Source organism: Cellulomonas sp. JZ18 (assembly GCF_009720485.1).
GTDB lineage: Bacteria > Actinomycetota > Actinomycetes > Actinomycetales > Cellulomonadaceae > Cellulomonas.
Map to the genome: position 1 here is coordinate 3637172 of NZ_CP045245.1, position 18416 is coordinate 3655587.

General features: G+C 76.1%; 13 protein-coding genes, 1 tRNA gene and 2 pseudogenes. 7 read left to right on the forward strand and 9 right to left on the reverse strand.

Annotation, left to right across the window (positions count from 1 at the left end):
• Positions 1–5: 5 nt before the first annotated feature.
• The 3 genes and pseudogenes from GC089_RS16350 to GC089_RS16355 form a co-directional block, all read right to left on the reverse strand.
• Positions 6–2981, reverse strand: coding sequence for a LamG-like jellyroll fold domain-containing protein (locus tag GC089_RS16350; RefSeq protein WP_155378527.1), 2976 nt, complete (start codon positions 2979–2981; stop codon positions 6–8).
• Between the two features lie 182 nt (positions 2982–3163).
• Positions 3164–3589 carry a hypothetical protein gene (locus tag GC089_RS19405; RefSeq protein WP_230684895.1) on the reverse strand — a complete coding sequence of 142 codons (426 nt, stop codon included), beginning with the start codon at positions 3587–3589 and terminating at the stop codon, positions 3164–3166.
• A gap of 62 nt (positions 3590–3651) precedes the next feature.
• Positions 3652–4884: pseudogene (locus GC089_RS16355) on the reverse strand (beta-xylosidase); the annotation flags it as partial.
• 91 nt (positions 4885–4975) lie between these two features.
• Between GC089_RS16355 and GC089_RS16360 the strand changes: the two are divergent.
• Positions 4976–6007, forward strand: a complete 1032-nt coding sequence (locus GC089_RS16360; RefSeq protein WP_230684896.1) for a LacI family DNA-binding transcriptional regulator — start codon at positions 4976–4978, stop codon at positions 6005–6007.
• Positions 6008–6080: 73 nt separating this feature from the next.
• On the opposite strand, the gene GC089_RS19410 is transcribed toward GC089_RS16360, so the two are convergent.
• Both GC089_RS19410 and GC089_RS16370 read right to left on the reverse strand, forming a co-directional pair.
• Positions 6081–6920 (reverse strand): lytic polysaccharide monooxygenase, encoded by an 840-nt coding sequence (locus GC089_RS19410; RefSeq protein ID WP_230684897.1) that lies wholly within the window; start codon positions 6918–6920, stop codon positions 6081–6083.
• A 162-nt stretch (positions 6921–7082) separates the two neighbouring features.
• Positions 7083–7409 (reverse strand): hypothetical protein, encoded by a 327-nt coding sequence (locus GC089_RS16370; protein WP_155378528.1) that lies wholly within the window; start codon positions 7407–7409, stop codon positions 7083–7085.
• 139 nt (positions 7410–7548) lie between these two features.
• Between GC089_RS16370 and GC089_RS16375 the strand changes: the two genes are divergently transcribed.
• Positions 7549–7872: a DUF4333 domain-containing protein gene (locus GC089_RS16375; RefSeq protein ID WP_155378529.1), complete on the forward strand. Its 324-nt coding sequence runs from the start codon at positions 7549–7551 to the stop codon at positions 7870–7872.
• 677 nt (positions 7873–8549) lie between these two features.
• Here GC089_RS16375 and GC089_RS16380 read toward each other — a convergent pair.
• A tRNA-Ser gene (locus GC089_RS16380) sits at positions 8550–8636 on the reverse strand.
• Positions 8637–8754: 118 nt separating this feature from the next.
• Here GC089_RS16380 and GC089_RS16385 point away from each other — a divergent pair.
• Positions 8755–9645: a Sir2 family NAD-dependent protein deacetylase gene (locus tag GC089_RS16385; protein ID WP_155378530.1), complete on the forward strand. Its 891-nt coding sequence runs from the start codon at positions 8755–8757 to the stop codon at positions 9643–9645.
• A 146-nt stretch (positions 9646–9791) separates the two neighbouring features.
• On the opposite strand, the pseudogene GC089_RS16390 reads toward GC089_RS16385, so the two are convergent.
• Positions 9792–10211 (reverse strand): annotated as a pseudogene (locus tag GC089_RS16390) (nucleoside deaminase); the annotation flags it as partial.
• A 230-nt stretch (positions 10212–10441) separates the two neighbouring features.
• Between GC089_RS16390 and upp the strand changes: the two are divergent.
• Positions 10442–11077 (forward strand): uracil phosphoribosyltransferase, encoded by a 636-nt coding sequence (gene upp / locus GC089_RS16395; protein ID WP_155378531.1) that lies wholly within the window; start codon positions 10442–10444, stop codon positions 11075–11077.
• Between the two features lie 270 nt (positions 11078–11347).
• Positions 11348–11722, forward strand: a complete 375-nt coding sequence (locus GC089_RS16400) for a hypothetical protein (RefSeq protein WP_155378532.1) — start codon at positions 11348–11350, stop codon at positions 11720–11722.
• Between the two features lie 94 nt (positions 11723–11816).
• Here GC089_RS16400 and GC089_RS16405 read toward each other — a convergent pair whose 3' ends face one another.
• Positions 11817–15920, reverse strand: a complete 4104-nt coding sequence (locus GC089_RS16405; RefSeq protein ID WP_196250739.1) for a sigma-70 family RNA polymerase sigma factor — start codon at positions 15918–15920, stop codon at positions 11817–11819.
• Between the two features lie 230 nt (positions 15921–16150).
• Between GC089_RS16405 and GC089_RS16410 the strand changes: the two genes are divergently transcribed.
• Complete coding sequence (locus GC089_RS16410) at positions 16151–17002, forward strand: hypothetical protein (RefSeq protein WP_196250740.1); 852 nt, start codon at positions 16151–16153, stop codon at positions 17000–17002.
• 140 nt (positions 17003–17142) lie between these two features.
• Positions 17143–17907, forward strand: coding sequence for a phosphotransferase family protein (locus tag GC089_RS16415; RefSeq protein ID WP_155378534.1), 765 nt, complete (start codon positions 17143–17145; stop codon positions 17905–17907).
• Positions 17908–18113: 206 nt separating this feature from the next.
• Here GC089_RS16415 and GC089_RS16420 read toward each other — a convergent pair whose 3' ends face one another.
• Complete coding sequence (locus GC089_RS16420) at positions 18114–18410, reverse strand: DUF1540 domain-containing protein (RefSeq protein ID WP_155378535.1); 297 nt, start codon at positions 18408–18410, stop codon at positions 18114–18116.
• Positions 18411–18416: the final 6 nt, after the last annotated feature.

Sequence of the window (18416 nt, forward strand, 5' to 3'; positions counted from 1 at the left end):
TGAGGTCACTCGGCGCGGGTGCAGTAGCGGACGAGGTCCTCGCGGGGCACGGCCGTGTCGAGCACGCGCACCTCGTCGACGTCGCCGGGCCAGTGGTTGTACGCCTTGGGGGTCGGTTCGGCCTGGCTGTTGATCCAGCCGTGGCCCAGCCGGAACTTGCCCGGTGCGTACCAGGACGAGGTGAAGGGAACGGTCACCACGCGCGGGACCGGGTGGGCGATGACGGTGCCCTTCTCAACCGATCCGACCTTGCAGAACGAGGCGCTCAACGTCCCGGCCTGCGCGTCGCGGACGACTGCGAGATGGACCCAGTCGCCGACCGTCGCCTCGGTTGGCCACGCCGCGCTTATCCGCTTCTGCGTACCGCCGGCCGCGGTGCGCATGTCGAGCCCCCAGCACCACTGCTGCTTATAGCACGGCCCTTCGCTGTAGGCCCCGCCAGGAATCAGCCCGAGCTCGAACGCGCTCGTGTTGCCCCCGTCCTGGCTGACCGCCGTCGCAGCGCGGGTCGGCATCGACGTGAGACGGACGAACGCCATGACGGTGAAGCTCGACTCGATGCCCACGACCGGTCCGGTGGTCGCTGCCTGGTCCGCGCCACTGTCGAACTTGAGCGCACGGTCGGTGGGGTCGATCCCCAGCTCCTGGAAGAGCCCGGCAGCACGCGACGTGTAGGGCGACGACGTCATGGGGAACCTGTTGCCGAGCGGGCCAGAGTCGACGTGGGAGGTACTGAACAAGCTCGACCCGCCACCCTCGTCCAGGCGCCACAGCGCCACGACTCCCGGCGCCTGAACCACGAACGGGTACACGCGCTGCGCGCTGACGTTCCCCGCGCGGTCCACCGCTTCCACGTACAGGGTGTGCATCCCGTCGCTCGTCGGCGCGAACGTCAGCTTCGACGTCCCAGCGACGGGGACCAGCTCCTTGTTCTTGGCGTCGCTGATGACGGAGTAGCGGAACTTCGCCACGTCTGTGGAGCTGCCCGCCGAGATGACGAACTCCCCGCGCTTGCCGATGCCCCCTCCCGTCGCGTTCTCGCGGTACACCGCAGGCAGACCCGTCTCGACGGGCGTGACGACCGGCATGTCAGGTGCCGTCACGTCGACGAGGAACTCGCAGGCGGCGGTGGGTCCCTGAGCGCCGCTGGGGTCGCGGCCGAAGACGCGCCACTGGTACGCCCGCCCGTCCGCGAGCCCTGACCCCACCCAGACCGCGTGCTCGGCTCCCGACCCCAGCGCCGCCGTCGTGTAGGGGCCCCAGACCCGGCCCCCGGTGGCCACGTCCACGACCTCGAACGTGGCCTGAACCGAGTCACCGTCGGGGTCGGCGAGCGAGGCGCGCAGGATCGGGGTCGTCGAGGCGAGGAGGGGCCGGCCGGCGCCGGTCGTGCAGGCGGACGGCGGCGAGCTCGTCCTCGGGCCCGTCGGCGCCGCCGGGGGGCGGTTGTAGACGACCGACAGCTTTGCGTCGTACCGGTACCGCTTCCAGAACGCCATGCTCGACTCGTCCGTCGCGAGACCGAGCGCGAGGACCGACGCGTTGGCGTCGGCGACGGCACGCGCAGCCCGGGTGACGTCGAACTCGACCCACGCCGGCCCGGTGCCGCAGGCCTGCTTGTGGTTCACGTGCGCGGTGTGCTGGGCGTCCCACAGCGCGCTGCCCGGCCAGCCCGTGCCGGAGCCGAAGTCGTCGATGTGGTGAGCCGTGATCGGCCGGACCGAGCAGTCGTAGGTGTGCGTGCCGTAGGCCGAGAACACGGCGGACCGGACGTGGCCACCGTCCACGGCGCCGACCTGCTCCAGGCCCGCGAAGCGCCAGAGGAGACGGCTCGCGTACCGGGAGGGGCAGTCGTCACCGCCAGGTGCTCGGGGGTCGCAGAGCCCCACGCCCTGCGTGTCCGCGAAGTTGAAGCGGATGGCAGGCGTGACGCCGGTGCGCACGGCCGACCACTGGTGCAGCGAGCCGCTGACGGGCGGGTCGATGTAGACCGGCCACACCGTGTCGGGGTCCGTGAGCATGTCCTGGTCGACGTCGATCGTGATCGCGTCGTCGGAGACGGTCGCGGGCAGGTGGCTGACGGCCTCCCCGCCGACCGGGGCGACCGCGCGGTCGCCGACGGGCTCCCCCGCGCCGTCCGCCGCGTCCGCCGCTGGCGAGGCGGACGACCGCTGCGCGGTCCCGCCGAGCGCGAGGAAGGAGTGCGTCGGCAGGGACGACGCCTCGGCGGAGTCCCACATCGCCGGCGTGGCGCTGTGGAAGACCGGCTCGCCGGCACCGTCCCGGGCGGCGAACCCGCCGGCGTCCTCGACGACGTCCAGGCCCGAGGACGTCTCGATCGGGAACGACAGCCGGGCGAGGCGCGGGTCCGCAGCGGCCTCCGGGGTCTCGACCCGCAGGACCTCCGAGAACCCGGTGGCGTCCTCGTTGACCGTCACGACCAGGTCGACGTCCGGGAGGACGTCCGCGTAGGTGAGCCGAGGACCGTCGACCGTGGGTCGCGGCAGGTCGAACGGCACGTCGAGCCGCAGCTCGTGGCCCTCCCGGCGCAGGGTGGCGAGCGGAGCACCGTGCCGCCCGTCCGAGAACGTCATGCCGACGACCGGGGCGGCCGGTGCGATCCCGCCGCGGGTGCGCCGGAGCGAGCTGTCGACGTCGCGCCAGGCCTTGCCCTGCCGCGTCCGGACGGCGGCAGCGGACATCTCGAGCCGCAGCGACCCGTCCGGGCGGGCGTAGAGCGTCTGCCACTCCGTGCGCGCGCTCAGCACCTCGACGTCCTCGCCGCACTCCTGCGCCACCGCGACCGCGTCGAGCTGGTCGGCGGTCTGCTCGACGCACTCGACGGGGGGCTCGGCTCCGGGCGCCGGGGGCTCGGGCGCTGCGCTCGCCCCGGCCGGCGCAGCGACGCCTCCGACCAGTGCCGCCACCAGGCAGGCCGCCAGCGTCGTCCTCGTGCGGGCCACGGCCCGGTGTCGCTCCACGTGCGCTCCTCCCCGGGACGCGCACACCGTCGTGCCGTCGCCGCCCACCGGCCGGCGGCACGGGAGGCCGACGGCGAGTCACGACGCACCGTCGCCGTCGTGACCGTCGGGCGTGAACGTAGCGGAACGGGCAGAAGACGCGGGATGGACCGAACGGGTGAAACCCACCGTGCGTGTCGCGCTCACGCCGCCGGCGCCACCGACACCACCGCCCACGGCGGCAGGTCCAGGTCGATCTCCAGCACGCCGTCCGCGTCGACCACGAGCTCGGTGCGCCACAGGTCGTCCGCGGCCTCCCGCAGCCGCGCGGTCTGCTCCCGCGTGAGGTTGAGCGGCTCCCCCATCGCGTGCCACGCCTCGGCGACGTTGCCGTGCTCCCAGTCGACCCGCTCGACCGCGAAGCGCGCGCCGGGCGGCAGGCCCTCGACGACGTGCCGCACCCGGCGGGCCGGGCCCACCTCCGCGAGCGCGCGCGTCTCGGCGTACGAGTCGGCCGACCCGACCGGGCGCCGCCCCATGTCCGCGGGGTAGTTGACGAACACCGCGGACACGGCGCCGGTCGCGCTGTCCCGCGTGAGCACACCGTGCTCGGCGTCGAGCAGGCGCACGTCCCCAGGCGCGCGAGCATCGCGAATGCGTGGAACGTCGGCTTGTGCAGCCCCTGCTCGTTGACGAGGCCGAACCCGCCGTGGAAGGGCCCGAGCCCCGCGCCGCCCTCCTCGAAGACGTCGGTGAACGTCCAGTACGCGAGGGAGTCGGTCAGGTCGGCGCAGCGCAGGAACGCGCGCGTCACGTACGTGGCGGCGAACAGCGTGTCGTGCATGCGGTCGCGGCTCGAGGGCGACGTCGACCACTCGGTGATGTGCAGCTCGGCGTCCGGGTAGGGGCTCGCGACGATGATCTCCTGCATCCGGGTCAGGTCGTCCGACGTGGCGTCGACGTGCCGGCGGATGTGCCGCACCTCGCCGTTCGCGCCGAACGCGAAGTCGGTCGGGTACAGGTGCGTGGTGAGGAAGTCGACGGGCAGCTCGCGCTCGGCGCACCACGCGATGAACTCCTCGACCCACACGGGCCGCCAGTCGAGCGCGTCGACGTCCTCGGCGGCGGCCGTGGCGTGGGTGCGGGTGGGGTCCTCGACCTCGCCCGCGTAGCGGTCGTCGGGGACGAAGACGCTGGTGGAGGGGCCACCGACGAGCAGCCCGGGATCGACCGACTTCACCGCGCGGGCCGTCGCCTCGTAGAGCTCGAAGTACTGCGTGCGGGTGCCGGTCCAGAAGTGCGGCACGAGGTTCGGCTCGTTCCACACCTCGAAGCGCCACTGCCGCACCTCGTCGAGGCCGTAGCGGTCCACCCAGTGCTGCACGGTCCCCCGCACGAGGTCGGCCCACGCGCCCATGTCGGTGGGCGGGCTGCAGTGCGCCTTCCACCAGAACAGCGTCTCGGTCTGCGTCGCGAGCGCGCGCGGCATGAAGCCGAGCTCGACGAACGGCCGGGCGCCCACGTCGACGACGAAGTCCATGACCTTGTCGACGTAGGAGAACGTGAGCACCGGCTCGGCCAGCACCTCGTCCGGCCCGAAGCCGCCGCCGTACGTCGCGCGGTACACGAACATGTCGTCGTGGAAGAGGCCGTGGAAGCGCACGCTGCGGGCGCCGAGGACGTCGACGGCCTCCCGGAAGTGCTGCTGCCAGTCCGCACGCAGCGCCTCGTTCGCGCGGCCGGCACCGAGGCACGCGTTCCACACGTGCCGCAGCGGGCGCTCCCGGGGCGTCGCGCCGTCGATGCGGAGGGTGGGGCCGGGGTGCGTCTCGCTCATGCGTCTCGCCTTCGAAACAGTTTCGTGCACAACGACGGAACAGCGACGGTAGCGAGGCCGGTCGCAGTCGGTCAACGGCCCGCTCATCCACGTGGGCTGCGCGGCCGAACCCCCTTGCGGCACCCGCCGCCCGCCTCCTAGGCTCGAAAACGTTTCGAGCAACGGGGAGGGTCGAGCGGTGGTGAACAGACCGTCGGGACGGGTGACGCTCGCGGACGTCGCCGCACACGCCGGCGTCTCCACGGGGACCGTCTCCAAGGCCCTCAACCACCGCAGCGACGTGGCCGAGGGCACGCGCCGGCGCGTCCTCGACGCGGTCGCCGCGCTCGGCTACCGCCCCGCCACCGAGGCTCCGCCGACGCGTGGGCGCGCACTCGCCGCCGTCTTCGACGGGCTGGAGTCGCCGTACATCTCGAGCGTGCTGCAGGGCGTCCTCGCGGCCGCGACCGCCGCCGGCTGCGACCTCCTGCTCCGCCTGGCGCCCGACCGCGCGGTGCGCAGCACGACGACCGTCGCACGCGCGTGGGTCGCGGAGCAGCGGGCCGCGGGCGTCGTCGGCCTGATCGGCCTGACGCTCGGCGAGCCGAACGCCCTCCTCGGCGCCGCCGCCCAGGCCGGCCTGCCGTTCGTCGTCGTCGACCCCGTCGACGTCCGCTACCCCGGCGTCGTCAGCATCGGCTCGACCAACTGGGCCGGCGGCCGCACCGCCACCGAGCACCTGCTCGAGCTGGGGCACCGGCGCGTCGCGTGGGTGGGCGGACCGCCGACGTCGACCGCGTCCACCGAGCGCTTCCACGGCTACAGCGCCGCACTCGCCTCCGCCGGGCTGCCCCTCGACCCCCGGCTCGTGCGCGAGGGCCCGTTCTCCCTCGAGGCGGGGCGCGACCACGGCCGCGCGCTCCTGCGGCTCGCCGACCCGCCGACCGGCGTCGTGTGCGGCGACGACGAGATCGCGGTCGGCGTCCTCGCGGCCGCGCGCGAGTCCGGCGTCCCGGTGCCCGAGCGGCTGAGCGTCGTGGGCTTCGACGACACCCCGCAGGCGGCGTGGACGACGCCGGGCCTGACGTCGGTGCACCAGCCGCTGTCCGGCATGGGCCGCATGGCAGTCGAGACCGTGCTGGCGATGGCCGACGGTGCCGAGCCGGCGTCGCGCCAGGTGCAGCTCGTCACGACCCTCACGGTCCGGGAGTCGACGGCGCCCGCCCCCTGAGGCGCAGGCCCCCCACCGACGCCGACAGCCCGGACCCTGGTCGGGTCCGGGCTGCCGGTCGGTGCAGCGTCGGTCAGCTGGCGGTGCAGGTGGCGCTCAGGCCGCTCGCGCTGCCGCTGGCGATGAAGCCCGCGGTCGTCGAGGCACCTGCGCCGAGACTGCCGTTCCAGCCCGCGTTGGCGAGCGTGTTGCCGTTGCTGAGCGTGGAGCTCCACGCCTGCGTGATGGTCGCGCCGTTCACGGTGACCTTCCAGCCCTTGATCGCCGTGCTGCCCGCCTTCACCGTGACCTCACCCTGGAAGCCGTTGCTCCAGGAGTTGGCGGCACGGACCGTGGCGGTGCAGGAGCCGGTGCCCGGCTGCGGCGCCGGGGTCGTCGACGTCGGCTGCGGCGCCGGCGTGGTCGGGGTGGGCTGCGGCGCGGGGTTGCCGCCGGGCGTGATGTACGCGTCGATGCACTGGTAGAACGCGTTCACCGTGTCGGCGATGTTCCACCGGACGAAGATCTTGTGGTTGCCCTCGGGCAGGTTGTTGATCTGGTGCGTGAACCGCTTGGGCGGCAGTGCCCCGTTGTCGTTGATCGTGGTGTGCAGCCGGCCGTCCACGAAGTACTCCCACGTCGACGTGGAGTGGTTCGCGACGATGTCCCAGGTGAACGTCTGGTTGGTCTTCAGCGCCTGGCGCGGCCAGGCGATCGACTCGTTGTCGAGCTCGGTGAAGCGGCCGCCGCCGGAGCACAGCATCGAGCCCTTGCGGGCCTCCACGCTCCACGGCTCGTACTGGACCGGACCACAGTTCTTGACCGCGCCGGTGTAGCAGAGGTCCTGCCGGCTGGGCGGGTCGGAGATCCACCCGTGCGCCTGGGCGGACGGTGCGGGCAGGGCGGCCAGCAGCGCGACGGTCAGCCCGAGCACCGTCAGGGCGGACAGGACCAGCCGCGCAGCGGCTGATCGGGGGGCACGGGGAACAGCGTGTGAACTCATGGCGGGGTCACCTCGACCGGGAGCGGATCGGACAAGCACGGGTCCGACCGAACGTACGGACCGACGGCCGCGGCAGACAGGTCCAGAACCGTTTCAGCCGCCCGTCACGGGTGGCTCCGCGCAGCACCGGGGGCCGTGACCACCGGCATGTCGCCGGGACGACCGGTCCTCGTAGGTCCTGGCGTCCGCGCATGCCCTGCCGACCGCTCGCGCCAGGACGTCGGTGGGCACGGCACCACCTGCGTCCGGAACCTCGCCGAGCTCTTCCGCGAGGCACTGGAAGAACGTCTCCGCGGTGAACGCGTCCCACTCCTCGGGGTGGTCGTAGGCCGAGTCGCGAAGGTCCCAGAGCGCGTCGACGAGCTGCTCCCTCGTCTCCGCAGCGGCGAGCCGTTGCCGCGCGGTCGCAGCGTCGTCCACGCCGGCGACCGTACGCCAGGGGCGACGACGTCGGTGCGGACCGGCGGAGGTCGCGGGGTGTCGGGCCGTCGCGCGGACGCGGGACGGCCCGCCGACCCGCTCGTGCACCTGGTCGCCCGCTGACTGCCAGGATGCGCGGGTGCGCTCGGCCCTCCCCGCCCTGACGATCGCCGCGACGGTTCTCCTCGCAGGCTGCTCGGTCCATGTCGACACCCGGTTCGTCGGCACCGACGAGATCGAGGAGAAGGTCGCAGCGGCACTCACCGAGAAGGCAGGCCGCGTGCCCGACAGCATCGAGTGCCCCGAGCAGGTCCCGGCGCGGGAGGGTGCCGACGTCCGGTGCACCATCACGGACGGCGAGCAGCGCATCGGGGTGACGGTCAGCGTCACCGGCGTCCGTGACGGCTTCGACGTCTCCGTCCAGATCGACGTGGACGACGAGCCGCTCCCGGCGGGTTCGTGAGCACGGCCGCCGACGAGCTGCGCGCGGCGGTCGAGAGGGCCACCGAGGGCACCCCGTACCGGGTCGAGCAGACGGCTGAGGGTCTCGACCTGCGGATCGCCGTGGACGACGCACGCTGGCACGGTCTGCTCGCCTCGGCCGGGCGCAGGCGGGTCGTCGAGTGCCAGGTCCGCCTGGACGGAGATGCACGCACCCTGCAGACCACCGACGCGCAGTTCACGTGCGATGGGCCGTCGGCGTCACAGGGCGCACACCACGTCTGGTCGCCGCCCGGGCCGGCGCCGTGCGCGGCCGCACCTGGTCCACCTCTCGCGAGTGGACGTGGCGCCCAGGCCGGCGCCCGCACGAGAGGCCCGTGGTCGAGGGGCGGCTCTGCACGGCCGAGGCTCGCCGACTGATCCGCGAGGCCACCACTGCCCTGGGGTGGCCGAGCGGATGGGCCCGTACGAGCGCGTCGGGCTCATCGCCGCCGGCGTCGGCGTCCTGACGCTTCTCGCGGTCGCGCTCCTGCTGCTCGTCGGGCGGTAGCGACCAGCAGACGTGTCAGGCGGCGGTGAACCGACCAGCCGAGCGCGGCGAGCCGCCCGGTCCCCGTCCACGCCGGAGGGGAGTGAAAGCGCGGGGATGACGAAGGGCCCCGGATCCGCAGGTGGCTGCGGGCGGGGCCCTTCGGTGAGCGGTAGCGGTGGGATTTGAACCCACGGTGGACTTTCACCCACACACGCTTTCGAGGCGTGCTCCTTAGGCCGCTCGGACACGCTACCTCGGCGGGTAACCCTACCCGCTCCCCCGCCCGGTCACCCAATCCGCTGCTCCGTGACGTGCCGCACGCGCGGTCGCCGGCCGCCGTGCCGCACCGGGACCGCGACGTACCGTGGAGCGGTGAGCACGTCCCCGGCCCGTCCCGTCGCCGCCCGCGGCACCCTCGACGACGTCGTCGACCTGCTCAGCGGCCGCCGGCTCACGGTGCTGACGGGTGCGGGCGTCTCCACCGACTCCGGCATCCCCGACTACCGGGGCCCCGACTCCCCGCCGCGCACCCCGATGACGTTCCAGCAGTTCGTGGGCGACGAGGCGTTCCGCCGGCACTACTGGGCCCGCAACCACGTCGGCTGGCGGCACGTGCACGAGACGCACCCGAACGCCGGGCACCGCGCGCTCGCGGCGCTGGAGCAGCGGGGCGTCGTCCTCGGCCTGATCACGCAGAACGTCGACCTGCTGCACGAGGCGGCGGGCTCGCGGAACGTCATCGACCTGCACGGCCGGTACGACCGCGTCGTGTGCCTGCGCTGCGGCACGGTGGTGCCGCGCGCGGCGCTCGCGGACCGGCTCGAGGCGCTCAACCCCGGGTTCGTGGAGCGGGTGGGCGGCGAGGTCGGCGACGTGGAGATCGCGCCGGACGCCGACGCGGTCATCGAGCAGACGCAGGACTTCCGCGTCCAGGCCTGCTGGGCGCCCGACCCCGACGACGCGTCGCGCCCGTGCGGCGGCGTCCTGAAGCCGGAGATCGTCTACTTCGGCGAGAACGTGCCCCGCGAGCGCGTGGACCGGGCGTACGCGATGGTCGACGCCGGGGACGCGCTGCTCGTCGCGGGCTCGTCCCTCTCGGTGCAGTCGGGGCTGCGGTTCGTGCGACACGCCGCGCAGGCGGACAAGCCCGTGGTCGTCGTCAACCGCGGCGAGACCCGCGGCGACCGCTTCGCGACCCTGACCCTGCACGCCGGCACGTCGGAGACCCTCGCGGCCCTGGTCACCCTCCTCCCCACCCCCTGACCCCCGCGCCCGCGACCCGTCGAGCGCGGTAGGTGCGCGTCGAGCGCGGTAGTCGTATCGGGTGCGCTCGTGCCGCATCTACCGCGCTCGACGCGGGCGGCGGGCGCGGGCGCGGGCGCGGGCCGGCGCACGGGGTCAGCGGTGGGGGCGAAGAACGTGCGCAGCAGGGTCGCGGACTCCTCGGCGCGCACGCCCGCGACCACCTCGACGCGGTGGTTGGACCGGCGGTCGCGCACGACGTCCCACTGCGACCCGCACGCGCCGGCCTTCGGGTCCCACGCCCCGAGCACGAGGCGCGGCACGCGCGCGAGCAGCGTGGCCCCGGCGCACATGAGGCACGGCTCGAGCGTGACGACGAGCGTGCAGCCGTCCAGGCGCCAGCGGCCCAGGGCGGCGGCGGCCGCCCGCAGCGCGACGACCTCGGCGTGCCCGGTGGGGTCGCCGTCGGCCTCGCGCGTGTTGCGGCCGCGCCCGACCACGTCGCCGTGCGGCCCGAGCACCACCGCGCCGACCGGCACGTCCCCGGTCGCGAGGGCGGCGCGCGCCTCGTCGAGCGCGTGCCCCATGGCGGCGTCGTCCGCGGCCGTCGCCCAGGGCGAGCGCGCGCCGACGACGACGTCGCCGTCCGTGCTCGTGCCGTCCACACCGCCTCCGCGTCCCGTCGCCCGGCCCGCCCGGCGTGCGGGCGGCGCGCGTGTCGTGTGCGTCACGACGGGGCGCCGTCCCCGCGGGCGGGACGCACCACCGTGCCCGTCGTCCCGGTGGTGCGCCGCATCCTCGCACTACCCTGGCCCCCATGCGCCTGCACGTCGCCGACCACCCGCTCGTCGCCCACAAGCTCGCCGTCCTGCGGGACGAGCGGACGCCGAGCCCGACGTTCCGGCAGCTCGTCGACGAGCTCGTCACCCTGCTCGCGTACGAGGCGACGCGCGACGTGCGGACGGACGAGGTCGAGATCCGCACGCCGGTCGCGACGACCACGGGCGTCAAGATCGCCGACCCGAACCCGATCGTCGTGCCGATCCTGCGCGCCGGTCTCGGCATGCTCGACGGCATGACGCGGCTGCTGCCGACCGCCGAGGTCGGCTTCCTGGGCCTGCAGCGCGACGAGGAGACGCTCGAGGCCATCACGTACGCCAACCGCCTGCCGGACGACCTCACCGGGCGGCAGTGCTTCCTGCTCGACCCGATGCTCGCGACGGGCGGCACCCTCGTCGCGTCGATCGACTACCTGCTCCAGCGCGGCGCCCGCGACGTGACGGCCGTCTGCCTCATCGCCGCCCCCGAGGGGCTGAAGGTCGTCGAGGAGTTCGTCGGGGACCGGGCGGACGTGCAGGTCGTCGTCGCCGCCGTCGACGAGCGGCTCGACGAGCACGCGTACATCGTCCCGGGCCTGGGCGACGCGGGCGACCGCCTCTACGGCATCGTCTGACACCGGCGGCCCTCGGGCCGCTCGTCCCGCCCGCGGCGGTCGTCCCATGACCTGAGACCCCGTCGTCATTCCGTGGACCCCTTCGCCCGGACGTGTCACGATCGTCCGGTGAGCCCCGTCACGCGTCGACCCGTCCATGCCGCCGGCATGCGCACGTGCGTCGTCGCGTCCGGGTGGTATCCGCGCCGCTGTCGCCCCTGACGCCGCCCCCACCACCCGCCCCGCCGGCCCCGCACCCCGGACGCCGGTCCGCTCACCCGGAGACCACCCATGACGCCACCCGCGACCGCGCGCGTCCGCCGCACCGCGGCGGCCGTCGCCGCACCGCCCACCGCACCGCCCGACCCGCCCCGCGCGGCCCTCGTCCTCTACGTGAGCCTGCCCGCCGACGACCGGCCCGCGCCCGGCGCCGGGGAGCTCGCCGAGGCCGCCGAGATGCTGCGCGAGCTCGCGCAGGACCTCCTGCCGTCGGCGCAGGCGTCGGTGGCCCTCTCGCTCGTGCCCGGCACCAGCGGCGACGTGCGCCGCATCGGTGACCGGATCACCCACCTGCGGCTGCTCGACCCCCCGGAGGGGGACGAGCCGGGTGCCCCGGCGCCCACGCCGCCCACCGACGTCCTCGGCGGCTCGGGGGACGCCCGCTGAGGACACGCGCTGCCGGGCCGGTGCACGGGATCGGGGGACCCCGACCGGCCCGGCAGCGCACCCTTCCCGCCCGCGCGCGGGCGGGGTCGGCCGCTCAGCGCTGCGGCGGCGCGAGGCTCACCGGTGCGGTCGTGCGGACCGTCACGACGCCGAGGAGGTACTGGTCGGCGGACGTCGTGGGCGTCAGCGTCGCGACGTCGGAGGTGAGCGCCACCTCGGCGAACCCCTTGGCGTCCACGCCGAGGGAGTTGGGCCAGCGCCAGCCGGTCGCCGTCGAGTCGAACGCGTTCGCGCGCGAGCCGCCGCCGACCACCTGCGACCCGTCCCAGCGGACCGGCGTGAGCGCCCCGACGCCGGACATCGTCAGCCGGTCGTCGCCGGAGCCGCGGTCGCCCTCCCAGCCCACGACGCCGATGCGCGCGCGCGTGCCGGCCTCGGCGACGAACGCGAACGCCGGTGAGGCGACGTCGCGGCCGACCCACGACGGGCCCTCGTGCACCGTCACCGACCCGCGACCCGCGCCCTCGACGCCGTGCACCACCACGAGGGACCAGCCCGCGTAGTAGGTGGGCTCGCGGTCGGTGCGACCGTCGCTCACCGCGGCGTCCGCGAGCGCCCACGTCCCCGCCCCGCCGCGCGCCACGAGGGCCGTGACGTCGACCGCGGACTGGTAGTAGCGCCGGCCGCTGTCGTCCTGGACCTCGTGCACGGCGTCCGCCGCCGCCCGGACGTCGGTCCACGTCCCGTCCGGCGCGCGCAGGCGCGCCGTCGCGAGGTCGCCGCTCCACCCGTCGCGCGGGCCGCGCACGCCGGACCAGTACAGGCCCGCCCACACCACGGGCCGCCCCTGCGGCAGCGCCAGGCGCGTCTCGGAGGACACGGGGACGCGGGCGCGCGCACCCGGGGGCGGCGCTTCGTCGAGCGGCTGCATGTCGAGGCCGTTGTTGTCCTGCGCGTGGTGGACCGCGGGGCAGGGCGCGGGCCCCCAGCGGCAGACGAGCAGCGGTGCGCCCACCTCGGTGACGTCGAGGTCGCCGACGCCGGACCAGACGGGCGTCAGGCCCGCGGACGGCGCGACCAGACGCACGGACGCGCGGACGGGGGTGGCGCCGGCCGCGGTGGCGACGACCTCCGCGGAGCGGTTCAGCGCGCCCGCGACGTGCACGTTCACCTGCACCGGGACGCGCTGCCCGGCGGCCAGCCGGCCCAGGCGGCACTCGACGGTGCCGCCGCCCCCGGTGCACCCCGCCGTGCCGGGCAGCACCGACCCGGGGTCGTGCGTGACACCGCGGGGCAGCGTCACGCGGACCAGGACGTCGTCGGCGTCCGCGGCCGCGCCGCCGTGCGCGGGGCCGGCGACCGCGACGACGAACGCGAGGACGCCTCCGCCGTCGCCGTCGGCGACGGCCGTCGCCTCGTCGAGCGTGACGACCGGCGCGGTCCCGCGGACGCCGACGAGGACGGCGGGCGACGGGTCGGCGTCGTCGGCGCGCACGGTGACGCTCGCGGCCCCGAGCTCGCCGACCGCACCCGGCGCACCCGTGAGCGGGACCAGCACGCGTACGGTCTCCCCCGCGAGGACGGGCTCGGGCAGCCGGCACACGGCGTCGCTGCCCTCGGGGACGCACGCGCCGCCCGCGACGGCCACGGCCCCGCTGGGCGGCGTCACGCGCACCACGGTGCCGCTCGCCGCCAGGTCGCCGTGGTTGGTCACGTCGACCGGGAGGTGCGCGACGGGACCGAGGCCGACCTCGACCCGGGCGGGTGCCGTGACGACCGGGGCCGCGGGGCGCACCAGCGTGTACGGGACGCCCAGGCGCGGCGCCGCACCGGAGGGAGCCGGACCGAGCACGGCCGTGACCGTGCCGTCGCCCGTGCGCGTGCCACCGGGGACGGTCAGCGTCAGCACCAGGGTCGTGGCCTCGTGACCGCCGAGCGCCGGCAGGCGGCACCGGGTCCGCCCGTCCTCGCGGGTGCAGGACCACGGCGCGGCGGCCTCGGCGGTGACGCCGGGCGGCAGGTCGAGGTCGACGGTGGCGGGCGCCTCGGCGGTGACCGGGGCGCCGCCGGCGTTGACGAGCGGGAGGCTCAGCGTCCGCGCGCGACCCGCGACGAGCTGGACCGGCGAGGGCTCGGCGGCGGGCACGAGGCGCGCGGGCGACGGGTGGACGCGCACCGGCACCGGCGGCGGCGCCCACGCGTGGTACCGGCCCGCGATGCGCAGGCCCAGCTCGTGGTCGCCGACGGGCACGGACTCGTCGACCGCGACGTGCAGCACCAGCCGGGCCGTGGCGCCGGGCGCCAGCTCGGGCAGGGTGCACGCGGCGCTGTGCGCACCCGTCGTGACGCACAGCCAGCCGTCGGTGACCAGCGGGGAGAAGCCGGCGCCGAACGCGAGGACGCCGCCGACCTCCTCCAGCCGGACGCCGGCGGGCAGCGCCACCTCCGCCAGCAGGTCGACCGCGGGCGCCGCGCCGCCGTTGTGCACGCTGAGCGCGATCTGCTGCCCGGTGGCGCCGGCGAGGAGCACGGGCGCGTCGTACCGGACGACCACGGCGGGCGCGGGCGGCACCTCGGGGTCGGGCGGCGGTGTCGGGTCGGGCGGCGGACCTGCCGACGGGTCGGGGCTGGGGACGTCGGGGCCGGGGGCGGTGAGCACCCGGGTGTCGTCGTCCGGCTCGGCCCGGCCGGGACCCGGCTCGGGCTCGGGCTCGGGCTCTGGCGCGAGCTCCGGCAGGTCCGTCGGGCTCACCGACGGGACGGGCAGCGGCTCGGGGAGCACCCCGTCGGTCGTGCCCGGCGACGGGGCGACGGTGCCGACCAGCGCGGTGCCCGAGACGGTCGGCGACGCGGTCGCACCGGCGGTGCCCGCCCCGGGCCCGAGCAGCTGCGTCGCACCGACGACCACGGCGGCGACGACCGCCACCGCGCCGACCGTCGCGGCTGCCGCGGTGGCCGTGACCCCGCCCAGGGCGACGACGCCGCCGGTGGCCGCGGCACCGGCGGCCGCGCCCGCGGCTCCCCCGACGGCCGCGATCCCGGCCGGGGCGCTCGCGACGCCGGCGACGGCGCCGACGAGGCCGCCGGCGGCGGTCCCCGCGACGGCCGACCCGCCCGCCGCGGCACCCGCCGCACCCCCTGCGGCGCCGGCCGCACCACCGGCGGCACCGCCCGCGGCACCGCCGGCCCCCGCCGCCGTGCCCCCGCTCGCCGCACCCGCGGCGGCCCCGCTCCCGGCGGCACCGCCCCCGGCCGCACCACTCCCGGCCGCACCACTCCCGGCCGCCGCGCTCCCGGCACCCCCGGCGGTACCCGCGGCACCGCCGCCGACGGCGCCGGCCGACGGCGCGGCCGCGAGCGCGGCGGTGCCCGCACCGAGCCCGCCGCCCAGGGGCAGCGGGTGCCGCAGCGCACCGAGCCCGAGCAGCCCGAGCACGAGCGGCGCCACGACGGCCCGCATGCCGTGGTTGACGTCGCCCAGCTCGAGGACGAGCGCGCGGCAGTCGCCGCAGTCCTCCAGGTGCCGCTCGACGTGCCCGGTGTCACGCGTGCCGAGCCCGCCGCGCACGTACGACCCGAGCTTGCCGGCGACTCCGCGGCACCCCTCCTCGAGCGGGTCGTGCAGGTGCTGCTGCAGGTACGCCTGACGCAGCCCCTCGCGGGCCCGGTAGGCGAGGGCCGCGGCGCTGTTGGCGCTGAGCCCCAGCACGGGGGCGATCTCGGCGGGCGTGAGGCCCTCGACCTCCGCGTGCCACAGGACGGCCTGCCAGCGCTCCGGCAGCGAGCGGAACGCGCGGGCGACGACGCTGCGCTCGAAGCCGGCGAGCGCGGGCGCCTCCGCGGCCTCGACGGGCCGCGCCGCGGTCTCCAGGGTGGCGACGTCGTCGGTCGGCTCGACGCGCCGGCCGGCGGTCCGGTGCACCGCGGCCGTCCGGCGCACCGCCGTGAACAGGTAGGCGCGGAACGCGACCTCGGGCCCGGCCCCGCCCCGGATCGCGCGGTGCACGGCGGCGAACGCGTCGGCGACGACGTCCTCGGCGTCGGCCGTCGAGTCGCAGTACTGGCGCGCGACGACGAGCGCGGCACCCGCGTGCCGCTCGTACAGCCGGCCGAACGCGTCGCCGTCCCCGCCCCGCGTCGCACGCAGCAGCGCGGCGTCATCCTCGATGCCGCCGTCCGCGCCCCCGTCACGCACCACGTCCGGACCCCTGTCGCCGTCGGTCCCGAGCGCAAGGGTGCCATATGCGACCGAACGGAAGAACCCGGCGAACGGGTGGCGAGCGGACGGTACGAGGTGGGGCGACCGGGCCCGCACGGGGGTGGCAGGGACGACCTGCGCGGACGCCTCCCGTCCACCCGCACGGGTGAAAAGCGCGCGGGTGGGGCGAAGCCGCGTCATGGAGTGCCGGCAGCGCCCTCTCATCCGGCGTGACGACCCACATCGGCAAGGACGGTCACGCCCCGGGCGAGGCCCTGCGCGAGCGCTGGCGCCGTCGCAGCGTCGGCTCCGTGTGGCGACGGCCGTCCGACTGGTACCACCCGGCGGTCGACGCGCTCGCCGGTGCGGTGCTCGAGGACGAGGACCCGGCGGCGGCCGCCTGGGAGCTGGGGCGCGCCCGCGGCGAGCACGGCGTCGGGATCGGCGAGGCGATCGACGACCTCGTCTGCCTGTACCGCACCACCGGGCGCGACACCCCGCCCATGGACGCGGTCCGCGCGCTGAACGAGGGCTGGGCCGACGCACAGGCCGAGCTGGTCGTCACGGGGTCGTGCGTGGACGCCGAGACGGGGCTGCCGACGCAGCAGTACCTGGGCGTGCGGCTCGCGGAGACCTACCTGCAGGCCGACGAGCAGGACGTGCACCCGGCGGCCCTGCACGGGCTCGCGGTGGTCGACGTCGCGGCGGGGCACGCCTCCGGGTTCCTGCGGGCGGCACGGTCGGCGGCCGTCGGCGCCGCGCTGCGCTCGGTGTTCGGGACGGGGCACCCGATGGCGACCCTCGGCGGCGGGGTGTTCGTCGTCCTCACGCGCACGCAGGACGACCTCGACGGGCAGATCGACGCGCTGCGTCGGCAGGTCGCCGAGCGGTGCGCCGACCACGACGTGCGGGGCGCGACCCGCCAGCCCGTGCGGGTCTGGCACGAGGCGCTGCCCGGCACGCACGCGGGCGCGCTGCACCGCCTGGCGTCCCTCGCCCGGCCGGAGCCCTGGACGGGCGTGCCGCGTCCGGCGGTCCCGCCGACGCTCGGCGACCCCTCCGCGGGCGACCTGCCGGGCTGAGCGCCCCGTCGCACCGTGTCCGCTCGCACCGTGTCCGGTCGCGCCGCAGGTTGGCGCGCCGCGGGTCGTCCCCTGACCTCCTCGTGACCAGATGCCGACCCCCGGGAGACACGACGGGACCGGCGGGTTACCGTCGACGCATGTCCCCGGCCGACGTCGCCCCGACGGACCCGGCGCGCACTGCCGACTCGGCTGACGCCGCCGACGTCCCGGGACGGCTCCTGACCTCCGGCAGCTCGGCGGACCTGTACGCGCTCGACGACGACCGGGTGCTGCGCCGCTACCGCGACGGGCGGGACGTCGGACCGGAGCGGGCGCTGCTGGACCACCTGGCCGCGCACGGGTTCCCCGCACCGCGCGTGCACGGTGACGCCGGTCCGGGTCTGGTCATGGACTGGTTGCACGGGCCGACGATGCTCCAGGCGCTCGGCGCCGGCGAGATGTCCCTGCACGACGCCGGCGACCTGCTGGCGGACCTGCACCGCCGCCTCCACGCGGTCCCCCCGCCCCTCGGCTGGCACGCCGCCGGCCTCCCCGCGGGAGCGCCGTCGGGCCCGGTGGTCGTCCACCTGGACCTGCACCCCGGCACGGTCGTGCTCAGCGAGCGCGGCCCGCACGTCGTCGACTGGTCGCACGCCCGCCTCGGCACGCCCGAGCTGGACGTCGCCGTGACGTCCCTGGTCGTCGCGGAGGTCGTCGTCGACGCGGGCGGCGACTACTCGCAGGCGGCGCGGGCCCTGCTCGCCTCGTTCCTGCACGCGAGCGGCACGAACCCGCTGCCCGCCCTGGACGAGGCCGCGGCGCTGCGTGCGGCCGACCCGCAGCTCGTGCCCGGCGAGCGTGAGCTCGTGCACGACGCCGCCGCGCTGGTGCGCACGCTCGTCGAGCTCACCACGCACCCCTGACCCCCGCCCCGGACGCGTGCGGCGCTGCACGTCGACCGGGGCCGGGGCCGCGCGGCGCGGTCCCGAGGACGAGGCGGACGCCCGCTACCCGGACGCCGCGCCGGCTCCGCACGCGCGACGGCCGCCTCCCGGCGAGTCGGGAGGCGGCCGTCGCGCGTCCGGGCCGGGCCGCGGCCCGGACGGGGTGACGCCGCAGCGGGCGCCGGTCAGCGCGGGGCGAACGTGAGGCAGTCGGCCAGGTCGTGCCCGGCGCCCACGCGGATCGACTCCGCGTGGCACTCCAGGTGGTCGTTGTGCAGGCAGTCCTGCCGCTGGCAGGCTCCGACGTGGCTGACGACCTTGTCGAGGCCGCCCTTGGCGCTCAGCGGGATGAACGTGGCGCACTGCGCGTCGCCCGTGCCGCCGACCGTGATGGCGGCCGCGTGGCAGGAGTGGTGCTCGTTGTACGAACAGCCGTCGACCGAGCACTCGGCGACGGGAGGAAGCTCTGCGAGGGTGCTCATGCTGAC

What these genes read in the sequence shown, in the direction of transcription:
- upp (WP_155378531.1), top strand. Translation starts at nt 10,442, where the DNA reads ATGCGCCTGCACGTCGCCGACCACCCGCTCGTCGCCCACAAGCTCGCC.
- GC089_RS16400 (WP_155378532.1), top strand. Translation starts at nt 11,348, where the DNA reads ATGACGCCACCCGCGACCGCGCGCGTCCGCCGCACCGCGGCGGCCGTC.
- GC089_RS16415 (WP_155378534.1), top strand. Translation starts at nt 17,143, where the DNA reads ATGTCCCCGGCCGACGTCGCCCCGACGGACCCGGCGCGCACTGCCGAC.
- GC089_RS16420 (WP_155378535.1), bottom strand. Translation starts at nt 18,410, where the DNA reads ATGAGCACCCTCGCAGAGCTTCCTCCCGTCGCCGAGTGCTCGGTCGAC.